Genomic DNA, 14674 nt, shown 5'->3' with positions numbered 1-14674 from the left:
ATGCAGATATTTCAAAAAGCATTTACCACGGTCAATATCCCGGATTCTGCATGAGTTTGGTCGTATTATTGATCTCGCCTTGCGGGATCGGGTAGCGGTACATCCGTTCGTTGAACACCCGCAGGGCTACTATGAAGCGCTCGTAGACCGCGTTGGTGCCATTCGTAGATATCCGCATCCCCGATACCGGTGCGGCGAAGTCTTTTTCCCCCGTTTTCCATCTTCGTACATCAAAAAAACGGTGTTCTTCGAAAGCCAGCTCCACCCGCCGCTCATTGCGGATGCGGGCGCGCATCTGTTCTTTCGACAATCCTTGCGGCAGATCGGGCATGCCTGCGCGCTTGCGTATCTGGTTGACAGCATCATGCACGCTCGCATCCGGACCAGCGGCTTCGTTCTGGGCTTCGGCGTAGTTGAGCAGGATTTCGGCATACCTGAAAACTACCCACGGGCGGCGCACGGTCGCGTTGGTGGTCTGGTTCCAGCTCGCGGCTTCGCTGAGAAATTTGCGCATGTAGTAGCCGGTTTTAGTCGCATTCACACTCACGCCCAGGCCATCCTTGCCGCCCGCCATCGTGTTCACTTCCGTGCCTTTGAAATTCGAACCATTGTAAATCACCGATAAGGCAAAACGCGGATCGCGGTCCTTGTAGGGATTGGCCGGGTCGTAGCCCGACTGCGGATCGTCAATAGGAACGCCGTTCTTCATTTCATAGGCATCCACCAGCTCCTGCGTGGGGTTGGTGAGGCCCAACGCGCCATTGTAACTGATGGGGGCATTGTTGGTTTCGATATCGTTGCGCAGGTTGGCGGCGGTGGCGAAGATCACTTCCGCATTGTAGGCAGCCGTCGAGAAATTGAAAACGTCGGCATAATTCGCGAGCAGACTATGGGCTTTGGTGTCGATCAGCTCCTTAGCAGTGGCGGCGGCTTTTTGCCACAGGGTAATGTCGCCGTTCGCATTGTTGAGCGGGCTGGCGGCATAAAGCAACGCCCTCGACTTTAATGCGATTGCGGCGGCTTTGGTGGCGCGGCCCTTGTCGCCGGCACCGTATTGGACGGGCGAGAGGGGTAGGTTTACGGCGGCCGAGTCGCAGTCTTTCAGGATTTGCGCCAGGGTTTCTTCCGGCGTGTTGCGGGGCAGGTCGAGGTTGTCGGATTGGTTAAAAACATGATCGGCGATGATCACGCCGCCGTAGCGTTTCCAAAGCTCGAAATGGAAGAACGCGCGGAGGAAAAAGGCCTCGGCACGGAGCCTGGGGACGTCGGTGAGCGGGATGATGTTGGCGCGGTAAGCGTTTTCGAGGAAGAGGTTCACCTGCCGCAGGCCATTGTAATTGGTCGCATAGCTATCGTCCAGCGTCCGCAGCGAGCTCCACGTTCCGTTATTGAAAATGTTGATGTCCGAATTAAGGTTCGAGTTCACGGCCTCGTCGGAACCGGCGGCAAGCATGGCCCCGCTGTACCGGTTATAGCCTTCCTGTAGGAAATTGTAGCCGCGGTTGAGCTGGCCACGGGCCGATGCATTGAGGTTCCAGAACTGGTCTTCGGTCACCGGGCCGTCGTAGTAGGGAAATTCCAGGAACCGCGATTCCTTGCATGCGCTCACGAGCACGGCGAGGATCAAGGGGATAATGGTTTGGTACCTTTTCATGGTTATCGAAAAAATGAATGGTCAGAATTTAAGGTTGATGCCCGCCGTGATCGTGCGGAGGTACGGGTAGGAGTTATAGCCTGCGAAAGGCATTTCAGGGTCGATATCCATGTGGGTTTTATTAAAATTCAAAAGATTGAACCCATTGGCGTACACCCTTAAACTCCTGATACGCAGCTTGTCGGAAATGCTTTGCGGGACAGTATACCCCAGCTCCACCGACTTGATCCGCAGGTAATCGCCCGACCGCAGCCAGAAATCCGAGTCCGCCGTATTGTTGCCCCGGTCGGAAATACCAAGCCTCGGGTAGGGAGCCGTAGGGTCGTCCTGCGTCCACGCCTGCGGGCTGAACTGGTTGATATACCCCGTATTATTCGACCCTGCCGTCACAAGCGACCGGATCTGAATCGTACGCCCGGTCACGCCCTGCCCCACCAGTGAAAAGTCGAATGCACGGTAACGCGCGCCGATATGGAAACCGTAGTACGCATTGGGCGTGTCGTTGAAATCGGTCATCACGCGGTCGTAATTGTCGATCACATTGTCGCCATTCACGTCCTTGTATTTGATGTCGCCGGGTTGGAGCTTGCCCGCGAAACGCTGCGCGGGGCTTTGGTCGATCTCGGCCTGCGTCTGGAAAATGCCCTCAGAAATGAGCATCAGTTTGCCGTAATCGGTCACACCCGCAATGTTGTGGCCCGCCTGTTTCTGGTAGTCCAGCAAGCCGGCCGATTCGTTAATGCGCAGGATCTTGTTTTTGGCCAAAGTGTAATTGCCTCCCAATGATAAGGTGACCTCTCCGAGTGTTTTGGTAAAATCAATGGAGCCTTCAAAACCTCGTAAACGTGTTTCGCCATCATTAACGCGGTAGGTTGCCAAGCCGAGGATCGACGGGTTAATGGGCGCAGTCAGGATGTTTTTCCTTAACTCATTAAAGTAATTGGCATAGACGGTAATGGTGTTTTTAAACAGCCGCGCATCCAAACCGATATCTGTCTTATATGCCGATTCCCAGGTAATATCGGGATTGGGCAATGTATTCTCAGAAGCCCCGGCCTGAGCCGCAAAACTGGTTCCGAATGCATAGCTGCCATTCGCCGGACTGAACAGGTAGGCATACGGAAACTTGCCTGCCTCACCCGTTGCATTGTTACCCGCTTTGCCATACGAGGCGCGCAATTTGAGGTAATTAATGGGTTTTATATGGCTTAAAAACGATTCCTCGGAAATTACCCAGCCAGCGGCCACTGCCGGGAAAAAGCCGAACTGCTTGCCCGGCATATAGTTATCCGAGCCGGTGTAGCTAGCCACCACGTCGGCATAGTAGCGGTTGTTGAAACCGTACGAAACGCGGCCCGAGAAACCCTGACGCTTGTCTTGCAGACGGGTAGGGTTGAAAGTCACAGCCTGCTGGTAGCGAACGGTCGCTTTGAGCTGGTGCCTGCCGAATGCACGGTCGTAGTCGAAGCCGGTCCAGAGCTCGTTGGTGCGGATGTTGTCGGTGAATGTGGCGGCAAGATAGCCCAGCGGCGTAGATGTGCCAAAGCGGCTAAGCGCCCCGTTGGCCGATCTTTCGTATACCTCATACTCCTGGCTGCGGCCGCTTACATAACGGCCCGAAATATCAAAGGTATAAAACACATTGGCACTGAGTCCCGGCAACCAGAAATCCAGTTTGTGGGTCGCATTCAATGTGCCCAGCAGCACGCGGGTGACCTCGCTCCGGTTGCCCTGTGCCCGTAACTGCGCGAGCGGGTTGGCGCGGAACAGGTTGCTGCCGCCATAGGAGCCGTTCTCGTTCAGCAGGGGGAATGCGTTGGCCGGGGTGTTGAAGATGGTGCTTAGAAAAGTAGCGCTGGTGCCGCCTGGTTCGCGCCTGTCCTCAATGCGCCCGCCCATGTCCAGCTGCACGCTGAGCAATGGCGTTACCTGAATGTCGAGGTTGGTGCGGAGGTTGTAGCGGCGGTAGCCCACATTGGAATTGAACAAAGGAGAATCAGCATGGTCGTACAGGCCGCGCTGATCGAAAAAGCTGAGATTAGTAAAGTACCGCACCGCTTTGGAGCCGCCTGAGGCCGTGAGCACGTGCCGCTGCACGAATGCGCTGGATTTCAGGAACTCATTCACGAAGTTGTTATTGGGATACTTGTACGCATCCGTGCCGCTGCGGTAGCCGTCGAGCTGTTCCTGGGTGTAGAGCGGGCCGAAGCCGTCGTTTTTCAGGGCCTGGTTGTACAGGCTCGCGAAATTGTACGAATCCAGCGGCTTCATGAGCACCGTGGGTTGCTGGGCGCCCATTTGCATATCGTAGGTAAACCGCGTTTTGTCCGCACTGCCGCGGCGGGTGGTAATGAGCAGCACGCCATTAGCGGCGCGGTTGCCGTACCAGGCTAATGAGGCTGCGTCTTTCAATGCGGTAATAGATTCGATCTCGATCAGGTCCATATCCGAAAAGTCGCGCGCAACTCCGTCCACGAGCACGAGGGGCACGTTTGCGCCTGCGAACGAGGTGCGGTTGCGGATCACGATCGTGGTTTCGTCTCGGCCGGGCAGGGTGCCGGTTTGCCATACATTCAGTCCCGGTAGCTGGCCAGCAAAGAGATTGGTGAGCGAGCTGGCCGGGATCTGCGGCAGTGTATTGGCATTCAGCGTCGATACAGACCCGTTGATCTCCCGGTTTTTGCGCACCCCGAAAGGAATGTATACATCGTCGTCCATACCGGCATAAGGCAGTGCCTTGGGTAGCTGGATTTTCAGGGCGTGCCTGGTTTCGGTCACGTTTTGGTAAAAAGTGAGGTAGCCGGTTTTTTCAAAAACCAGCACTTCCCCCTTCACAACCTTAATAGAAAACGCGCCCTTTTCGTCCGAGATGGTTTGCACTTTTCCTTCCTGCACACTCACATTTACGCCTGCCACGGGCAGATGGCCGGCATCTTCCACCATACCCGAAACGGCCACCGGTACGGCATCCTGGGCCATTACCCGGCCCACCAGCACCGCGAGCATCACCATCAGCCCGCGGATCGTATTGATTATTTTCATAGATATCGTAAGGTTTAGATGGACTTACCAGCCGGGGTTCTGCACCAGCTTATTGCTTTTCTGGACTTCGTTGCGCGGGATCGGGTAGAGGTGCATATGGTCTTCATACACCCGCTGGAAGGACGATGCCAGCTCTACTTTGGTGTAGGTAAATGTACCGTCCGCGTTCTTCGCCACATTCATTCCGTACATCTTCTGCGCCACGAGTTCCTTCCCTTTTTTCCAGCGCATGATGTCGTACCAGCGGTTATCCTCGAAAGCCAGTTCCACGGCCCGTTCGTTGTAGATCCGGGCGCGCATCTGGTCTTTACTCAAACCAGGGGGTAAATCGGGCATGCCTGCACGCTTCCGGAGTTGGTTAATGGCGCTGTACACGCTCGCGTCCGGGCCGGAAGCCTCGTTTCTGGCTTCCGCGTAGTTGAGTAAAATCTCGCCATAGCGGAAGAAGATAAAGTTCAGGAAGGCCGTTTGCGTGCCGGGCGTTTTATACACCTCGGGCCACATTTTACGTGCATAGTACCGGGTGGCGGTATAGGAAGAGCTGCTGGAACTGTAATCCGCACCGCCATCCCACATCTGTATTTTCCGTTCTTGCCAGGGCGCGTCGTTGTAGAGAATGTTGGCGTAAAAGCGTGGGTCGCGGTTGGCATAAGGTTTCGCCGGGTCGTAGCCCGACTTTGGATCTGTAATCGGCAGCCCATTCTTCATTTCATACAAATCCACATGGTTCTGGGTCGGATTGTAGGTGCCAATGCGGCCGCCCGAGCCTGGCGACACCACCGACAGGATGGCCCAGTCCCAGGTCCGCGGTTTTTTGATCTTGATGAGAATATACTCCTCCGTAGTGCCATTTCCCGCTGGCGAAAGCAATTCCTCATAGCGCGGATGCAGCTTGTATCTGTTCATATCCATCACCTCTTTGGCCGCATCGGCAGCCGCCTGCCATTTGGCCGGCTCATTGGAAGTGTTGTGCAAGGGGCTGGCCGCGTAAAGCAGCAACCGGCTTTTCAGCGCCCGCGCGGCACCGATCGTCGGGCGGCCGTAGTTGGCCTCGTCGTGCTCGATGGGCAGGAGGGACACGGCCTGGGCAATGTCGGCCTGGATGAAATTGACGCACTCGTCGTAGCTATTGCGGGGCAGGTCAATGTCGTCCGTAGCGGAATAAGCCTTATCGATGAGCACCACGCCGCCGAAGCGTTTGATGAGTTCGAAATACATGAATGCGCGCAGGTAATACATTTCTCCTTTGATGCGCTGCGGGTTCTGGTCGGCGGTCCATTTTACCTCGTCGATTTTGGAAAGCATTTTATTGACAATGCGGATACCGGCATACAGGCGGTCGTACTGGCCGCCGATGTCGTTGATCGCCAATGTAGTGAAGGCGGTATGGTCGTGGTAGAGGCCTTTGGAAAGCGTGTAGAGCATCGGGTTAGTGACATCGATGCCTACTGCCTCGTCGGAAGCCTGGGCCACGCCGTTGCCTTCGTTGAAACGCAGGTAATCGTCGGGTAGGAAGCTGTATGCATTGTCGGCATACTGGGCGGCCATCACCGGGTCACCGAAGACTTTCGCCTCGTCAAGGGCCACGTCGGGGGCCACGTTCAGGAACTTGTCGTCACAGCCCGACAGTATGGCCAGCGAGGCGACAAACAGGGAAAGGAGATATTTTTTCATCATCATAAAATGGCTGGTTCAGAACTCGATGTTGAGGCCCAGGTTGTAAAGCCGGGAAGTCGGGTACACGTTGTAAGGTCCCTGCGGCGCACGGCGCTGGAAGTTTTCGGGATCGCGGTAGAGCACTTTCGTCCAGGTATAGAGGTTCTGTCCTGATAGCGAGACGCGTATGCCTTTTACCCCCACCTTTCTCACGAGCGTGGAGGGCAGCTGGTAGGCGAGCTGCGCATTGCGGATTTTGAGAAAACGGGCATTGGTGAGCAGGAAATCGTTGGTCGCGTAGCTCATGAAGTTGCCGCCCACGGCCGGTTGCAACGCGGGCCAGGTGGCCGTTTGGGCGGTAGCGGGCGTCCAGCGGCCGAGCATGTTTTCGTACATCTGGTTGCTGCTCAGGTTTCGCTGGTCAAACTGAATGTCGGAGCTCACATGCGCCACGCCCTGGAACATCACCGAAAAGGAGAGGCCCTTGAAGCTGAATGTCGGTTCCACGCTGTAAGTGTATTCGGGCACGTTGGAGTAGCCGATGGGCGTGATGTCGTCGGTAGAAATGACGCCGTCCTTATTGATGTCCCTGAATTTAAGATCGCCGGGAATGGGCTTGCCGAGCAGGTTGGGCAGGTAGCTGTTGATATCGTCCTGCGACTGGTAAAAGCCGTCGGTCACATAGCCCCGGTATTGGCCGATCTGGTAGCCCGCGGATTTTTGATAAGTCGGCCGGCCTAACGGTTCATCGAGGTTGATAACCTTGTTCCGCGCAAAACTCGCCTGGGCCGTTATGCCATACCCGATGTTTCCCACCCGCCGCAAATGCCGCAATTCGATCTCGTAACCGTGGTTGTTCACCTCGCCATAGTTCAGGCTCGGGTAAGCCTCTCCATAAGTCGTGAGACCCGATTGCCGGTTGAGCAGGATGTTTTTTCTGGTTTCATTAAAAATATCGAAGTTCAGGGAGAACATATCATTGAAGAAACTGCTCTCGAAGCCGATGTTGCGCTTGGTGGACGTTTCCCAGGTAATGTTGGGATTGCCAATGCGCGAATGCGTGATCACCGGGTAGGTGTTAATCGCTGTCGGCAGGCCGAATTGGGCGGCAGTGTTGGGTTTCACTGCGAGCCCAAGGTTGGCACCGCCGGTATACACCGTGGAATTCCGGGAGTATTCATCGAGGTACAAAAAGCGGTTTCCACCGATTTTGTCAAACCCGATCTTACCCGCGCTACCCCTGATTTTCAGGTAGCTCAGCCAGGAAACATTTTTCATAAAATCCTCCTTACTCACCGTCCATCCCGCCGATACCGCCGGAAAAAATCCGTAGCGCTTGCCCGAAGCGAAGTTTTCCGATCCATTGTAAGCCCCGTTGAATTCCGCGAAATATTTATCCATAAAGCTGTACGTCACCCGGGCCACAAGTCCCTGCGAGGCATACGCGGGCTGCGCACCGATCACGCGCCGGGCCTGCCGCTGGAACAATGCCAGGCCAGTCACGGTGTGCTTCCCGAAAGTATTGTTGTAATTCAGGCTCGATTGCAGGTTGTAGGCAATGGTGCCGTCGTAAGTGGCCACCAACGCGCCCAGCGGGGTATCCGAGTCGCTGAAAGAGCTGTTGCCTTTCACGATCTGGTCGGTCTGTTTGTTGATGTAATAGGAAGTAAAAGTGCCCTGCTGGCGGCGGGTGGCAATGAAATAGGCGTCGTAGGCATATTGCGTGCGGAACGAAAGCCCTTTCAGCAGCCGGTGCAGGTCGTAATTCAATGCCAGCGTGCTTTCAATGGAATTGTTCTGCTGAATGTAATAGCCGCGGCGCGAGATCCAGCCAAGCGGATTGGTAAGGTTCACGCCTGCATTGGGATTTTCCATGAAGCGTCCGTCGGGCAAAAACGGCTGATAGGCGTAGGCCGGAATCCCATTCACCCTCGACAGCAGGTACTCGATCTCCGCATTGGCATAAAACGGATCTCCGGCCGGTGCATAGCGTTCTTCGAGGCGACCGCCAAGTTTTACCGATACGGTGAGGTCCTTGCTCAAAGTCAGGTCCAGGTTGGAGCGGAAGTTGTAGCGGCTGTAATTGGGGGAGGTGGAATAGCCGTAGGGATTGTCGAATTTTTTGAGAAAACCATCCTCGAAAAGATAACCAGCCGACACAAAGTACCGGGCCACTTTGGTACCACCCGATACATTCAGGTTATGCTGGGTCTGGGGATAAAATTGGCGGGTAATGTAGTCGAACCAGTTGAAATCCGGGTATTTGTAGGGGTCCGAATGGTCTTTGAACTTCTGCAATTCAACGTCGGTGAACGCGGCAGCTTTGCCTACGTTCGCATTGGCCTCGTTGAGCAGGCTGGCGGCATTGAATGCATTCAGGGTTTTGGGTAAACTGGTGTAGGTCTGCAAAGCCACATTCCCCGAATAGCTGATCCGCGGCTTGCCTTCCTTGCCTACTTTGGTCGTCACCAGGATCACCCCGTTACCACCCTTGATCCCGAAAAGCGCGGTAGCCGAAGCGTCTTTCAGTACAGACACGGTTTCGATCTCGTTGGGATCAATGTCGCCGAAACTTTGCCGCTCGGCCCCGTCCACGATGATGAGCGGGGAGCTGTCGCCGGTGGTGGCACGGCCGCGGATGAAGATATCGGCCTGGTTATCGCCCGGTTTTCCACTGCGCTGCACCACAAATACGCCCGGCATCCGGCCGGTGAGGCTGTTGGTGGCATTGGCCGTAGGTGCTTTCAAAATCTCTTCCGACTTCACCGAAGCCACCGAGCCCGTCAGCGTCGATTTCTTTTGGGTACCATAACCCACCACCACCACATCCTGAAGCTGCTGCATATCCGCTTTCAGGGTCACGTCGATCACCGAGCGGCTGCCCGGCTTCACTTCCCCGGCCGTGTAGCCGATGAAGCTGATCACCAGGTCGCTCGTAGGGGCGATGGTGATCTTGTACTGGCCGTTGCCGTCCGTGGTGGTGCCGTTGGTCGTGCCTTTTTCGGCGATGGTCGCACCGATCAGCGGCGTATTATCGGTCCCGGACAGGACCGTGCCCGTGATCGTTACCCGCCCTCCGGACTGCGCGAGCAGGTGTCGGCACGGCAAAAGGAGCACACACAGCACAGCCCACCGCACATAAGGCGGCAGCTTTTTGCATAAAAAGTGTTTCATACAGGTTCGGATTTACTTGATTAAAGCAGTACAGGAAAAACTAAACAATCCTACTGGTCGATCACGACGGCTTCGAGGCCGAGGTAGCCGGCGATTTTGGCAATGGTGGCCGCATGGTGCCCCACGCCGAGTGCGAAGTGGTGTGTGGGGCCTTCTTTCATCCATTTTTTCAAGAACGTGCGTACGTCGGGCTTGAAAAACCCGCGGGTATTGGTGTTGCCCGTGGGCGGAATAGGGCCTTCAACCGATTGTCCCTCAGCGATGATGAACTTGAATTTGCCGTCGAAAGTAGAGTTGATGCTCAGCATGGTAATGGGCCCTTCCTTGATCTTGAACTCGACGCCCGCACCAAAGCCGGGCTTGCCGTGGTATTTGGTGAGGCTGCGCAAAACGGGCCTTCCATTGGCAATGGCGACATTATGCGGCCCATCATGGCCCACGAGCACAAAGCCCTCTTTGAAATCCACCGGATGGAACTCGGCGAAGCTACCGCCTATGCCTAAACGTTCCATGATGAGCATCGCAAAACAGGTTTTCAGATCCGACTCCCCGCACATCGGAAAACCTGCGCCGGTGAGCAGCGAGTTGCCCACGATGAGGTTGGACATCACGAGCCGTGTTTCACTGTTTTCGGGGCCTTCGTAATAATAGGCGAGACCGTCGAGCTGCCTGGCTTCCACGAATTTTTCCAATGCAACCGTCACGCGGGCGGCGGTTTCGAGGTCAGTATCGCGGAGTTTTTCGGAAATGGGGTCGGAAACCGGGTCGGGCGTGTCGAAAAAGTCGAGAATGCGCTCTTTCATGGTTTCAACGTCGGCCCGCTGCGTTTGCTGGTATTGCGTCACGATTTCATGCGCCTCGCATTGCACAATGTGCGCGCCGAAATGCGCAGTAAACATCGTGGAATCCGAATGCATATCCAGCATGGCCTCGATAGGGTGGCCGATGTGGCCGATGCGGGAAGTGCGCAAATCGTGCAGGACGGCGGCAATGCGGCAATATTCCTCGATCTCGGCATCGGCCTGCGGGTCGTCGTGGAGCGTGCCGATGATCATTTCCGGCACGCGCTTTCCCATCCGCGCGGCCACGCCCGCAAACTCGGGCAGGGAGCAGATGTCGTCATTGTAAAGCTGCATGTAAGTGGATGCCCGGCTGTAATCCATCGCCTGGTCGGGCTGCAATGCTACGAGCACGATGGGCACATTCAGGTTGCGGATAATGGTACCAAACGTGTTGGAAGTGGCGTAGGTAAGCATATCGCAGAAAATCAGGTCGAGATTGGCCGCATGCAGTTTCGGTACGAGTTCGTAAGCCTTTTGCACCGTGTCGATCAGCCCAAAATCGACGAGCTCTGCATGGCCCACGCGTTCGATCTTCCCGATGAAAACAGCCTGTTTGCGCAGCATATCGTCGAGCAGGCCGTCGAACTGGCTCCAATATTTGAAATACCCGACCCCGAACACGCCGATGCGCGGTTTGGTAGGCTGGCGTTTCCGGATAATGGCTTCTTCTACGACGTGATTTTCGTTCCGTAATGGATTTTCCATGAGTGACTAAAATATTGTTTTAAAAGTTTAATTCTTAACGCACTAAGTTTTTTGGCAACAGGTTTTCTTTTCAGGGCTTTAATAAAAATAAAAAATGCTAGTCTGTGACTTCCGCAGGTGTGACCACGGCGGCAGGGCGGTCAAAAAGTGGCCGGAGCCTGGGAATAAGCACAATGAATGCGATGAATGCAACGGGATACAGCAGGCCCGAAGCGATCCAGAGCGGTTTATATGAATATTCCTGCACGATTTTCCCGATCATCGGATTTAAGATCAGGCTGGATATTGCACCTGCGGTGCCCGACAAACCGACCACCGTGGACGTGGCCCCCGGCCCGAAAACGTCTGAAATTGCGGTAATGTAATTGGTGATCCAGCACCCGTGCGCAAACATATACAGCGCCATGCAAGCCACTGCAATGCCAACTGACGACGTAAATTCGGTGAGTGGCACTGCCAGCGTCAAAGCAGCCGCGCAGCCCATCACGATCTTCCGCGCGCGACCGGTGCTAACCTCGTTTTTAACCAGATGATCCGAGAAAAAGCCACCCAGAATATTGGCAATGCCCAGGGAAAGAAATGGTATCCAGAAGAGCTGACCGATTTGTTCAAAAGAAACCTGGCGTACATCGCTCAGGTATTTCGGGATCCAAAACATCATGAAATACATGACCGGGTCGAGCAGGAACCGCATTAGGATGAATACCCAGGTTTCGCGTCGTTTCAGAATCTTCGCAAAGGTAATTTTGAATGCGTCCTGAAAAACTACATCGTCGTGCGTCATTGGTTTCTGCTGCAATACTACTGTGTCGTTTCCTGCCGCCCGTTTCCACGGCAACATCAACCATACTATCACCCAAATGGCCCCGATAACGCCCGGGACCACGAATCCTGAACGCCAGCCATAAATGTTAGAAAGCCAGATCGTGAGCGGCGGAGCGATCACCGCACCGATGGCTGAGCCGCCGATAGCGATGCCGTTTGCAAAGGCCCTTTCCTTTTCGTCAAACCATTCATGCACCGTTCTGGCCGCACCCGGAAAGCAGGCGCCCTCGCCCATGCCGAGGAAAAAACGGAAGGTAAGCAGCTGTGGCAGGCTCGTCATCACCCCATGCAACGCATTCGCTACCGACCACACGCCCACCGCAATACCTAGTCCTTTCCGGGCCCCGATACGGTCGATCAACCAGCCGCCAACGGTGAACATCAGCGCGTAGCTGAGCAGGAAACTGGTATTCACCCACCCATACTCCACATCGCTGAAACCGAATTCCTCCTGAATGCGGATCACGGCAATGGACAGCACCTGCCGGTCGAGAAAGCTCAGACCAGTTGCAATGAAGACGAGGAATACAACCCACCAGCGGACGAAGTTTTTCTTCATGATAACTTAACGCACTAACTTAATTTGAGCCAAAAATAAATCAGGAAAGTGCAAAATGCAACATGCTGCAAAAAAAATTTGGAATCTTTTTACGATAGTGCCAAAGTGGGCGATTGGGCGTACTTAAAAATCACTTAAAATTAATCCGCGCAACTGGCTTCCTCGCCGCTGGCGCCCAGCCATGCGGCGGATATGCAGATGAAGTCATTGACCAGGTACGTTAACCCGTAGGGAGTGAGTGGGCTTTTTGCAAGCAATGATGAGTGTTCTGGAGAGGTGATAATGGCAGGCGTAATTTGAGATCTTTATAAATCGTCTTTATCCAAAAATATGCCCGTGCCGATCATTCTGACGGGTCCATAGTAGAGACCGTAGTCGGCTTTGATATTAAATCTTTCTTTCAATTTTTGTTGCAACTGAGCTGGTTGTTTGTTTCCATTAACAACCAGCTCATCTTCGCTAAGGCCAAACCATTCCAAATCTGATGGACTGGAAATTACCTTTTCCCGTACCAGCTCCGAGATTACACCTCTGACACGCTCCTGATCAGCAGAGATGTCAACGGGCTCTATCTTCTTTTTCGTTGCCACCACCTGATTTCCGTCACCTTCCTTCCCGTTAGCCCAAACAAGCTGATCCGATTTAGAACCCTTTACGAAGCCGGACTTGGATTTAGTAAAGTCATTGTCCTTGACGAATTTGGCCCTGTCCCAGTCTTTGCTTTTTAACTCACTTATTTTAGAATTCTTTTCGGAATACTGATGTGCCCTTTCTATGGAAGCACGCTTGCTATCACGTGCAGCATAGTACGACTGATCGATTTCCGCCAGGAGTCCTCGGTACTGGCTCAGCTCGCCTTCGGGAATCTGAACGTTGTTCACTTTCAGTGAAACCAAATTGCCATTTTCAATTTTCACCCGATACATATTATCCTTGTCGTCACGGACTTCCATGTCGCGGTTGGCAAGGTCCTCATTAGAATAGAAAAACCTGAAACTTTGAAACTGATAGCTCGTATCCACTGCCTTTTCCACCAAGGCAGTGTCTGTAATTTCAATATTTCTGGCCCTTTCGATCAATCTAGCCTTCTCTGAAGATTCTTCGTTTTTTGTGATCGTTTCCTTTTTTTGTGGAATGTATCGGGTCACTTCATGTTGACTGTTTTTGGTGTATTCAAGCGGTTGTTCGGGATTTGGAATGTAGGAAAATGCCGAAACAATCAGCAGTCCTGCAAGCAATACGATCTTTTCCATCTTGTTCAGTCGTTTATTTTCATGGTTGATAATTCTTTTCAAACGGTTTACCAATTGATTGCTGCCAAGGCCGAGAACCAGATCAGACCGTGCTGGCTGTTGGGAATGGAAGGCAAGCAAAGCTTCCAGGTAATTGCTTTTGACCGACGTATTGGCAAGCACAATATCGTCGCAGCAAATTTCTCTTTCTTCCCTGATCAGCGAAGACAGCCAAAGCAACCCCGGATTGAAAAAAAAGATCGTTTCCAGCAAACTTTGCAAAATATTGACCAGATAATCCCTTCGTCTGATGTGCGCTAATTCATGTATTAATATGGTTTCAATCTGCTGGGCAGGAAGTTGAAAAATCAGGCCGATAGGAATCAGAATTACCGGCTTGAAGTGTCCGACCGTGACTGGAACTTTTACCAACTCAGATTGCAACAAGCTAATCGATTGGCGGATACCGAGATGTTCAGCATAATTCTTGATTCTCTCCTGCCATTCCCCGCTAACCTGATGCACTTTGTAAGAACGTATCCGGTGCACATAGAAAAGCCCGTTGGCCAATGAGAGGATTTTGAATGCAAAACAAAGAAACCAAATGGTAAATATCCAAACCGAATTCTGGTTGATGAAGCTGGTTGATTGAGTCAGGATGTCAATGTCGTTGAGCGCAACCGGATACTCGGACAATGAGGGAACGGTTGGTATTATACGATACGAAGCGGCGGTGACCTTACTCACCCGATCAAATGATCTGCTTTCCTGATAAAAAACAAAACTGGTAATCAAAACAAAAATGATCAAACAGCCACATAGCAAGCGGTAGCGCAGCTGTGAAGATGACTTTTGAGTACAAACGAGCATTACGCCGGCCAGTGCAGCAGCAATCAGACCAATCCATAATGAATGGATCAGCGTCCAGCAGATAACCCGGATATGCTCATCTTCAAAAATACCAGGAAGCAAGGATGCGTTCATG

Annotated in this window: 7 protein-coding genes; all 7 read right to left on the bottom strand. The window is 53.4% G+C overall.

All coding sequences use genetic code 11. The annotated features are described in order from the left end of the window. Window positions 1-31 precede the first annotated feature (31 nt). Window positions 32-1654 (bottom strand): RagB/SusD family nutrient uptake outer membrane protein, encoded by a 1623-nt coding sequence (locus tag LZD49_RS31130; protein WP_234672014.1) that lies wholly within the window; start codon window positions 1652-1654, stop codon window positions 32-34. Window positions 1655-1675: 21 nt separating this feature from the next. Beyond that, window positions 1676-4696, bottom strand: coding sequence for a TonB-dependent receptor (locus LZD49_RS31125; protein ID WP_234672012.1), 3021 nt, complete (start codon window positions 4694-4696; stop codon window positions 1676-1678). Between the two features lie 24 nt (window positions 4697-4720). Then, window positions 4721-6376: a RagB/SusD family nutrient uptake outer membrane protein gene (locus tag LZD49_RS31120; protein WP_234672010.1), complete on the bottom strand. Its 1656-nt coding sequence runs from the start codon at window positions 6374-6376 to the stop codon at window positions 4721-4723. Window positions 6377-6388: 12 nt separating this feature from the next. Further along, window positions 6389-9526, bottom strand: a complete 3138-nt coding sequence (locus LZD49_RS31115; protein WP_234672008.1) for a TonB-dependent receptor — start codon at window positions 9524-9526, stop codon at window positions 6389-6391. 50 nt (window positions 9527-9576) lie between these two features. Further along, a complete protein-coding gene (locus tag LZD49_RS31110) occupies window positions 9577-11073 on the bottom strand; it encodes an L-fucose/L-arabinose isomerase family protein (protein WP_234672007.1) in 1497 nt (498 codons plus the stop codon). 97 nt (window positions 11074-11170) lie between these two features. After that, on the bottom strand, window positions 11171-12457 hold the full coding sequence (locus LZD49_RS31105) for an MFS transporter (RefSeq protein WP_234672005.1): 1287 nt from the start codon (window positions 12455-12457) through the stop codon (window positions 11171-11173). Window positions 12458-12762: 305 nt separating this feature from the next. After that, window positions 12763-14673, bottom strand: coding sequence for a M56 family metallopeptidase (locus LZD49_RS31100; RefSeq protein ID WP_234672003.1), 1911 nt, complete (start codon window positions 14671-14673; stop codon window positions 12763-12765). Window position 14674 lies beyond the last annotated feature (1 nt).

The organism is Dyadobacter sp. CY261 (genome assembly GCF_021440085.1).
Lineage (GTDB): Bacteria > Bacteroidota > Bacteroidia > Cytophagales > Spirosomataceae > Dyadobacter.
The sequence above is the reverse complement of the archived record's forward strand: the minus strand, read 5'-3'. Positions and strand labels throughout refer to the sequence as shown.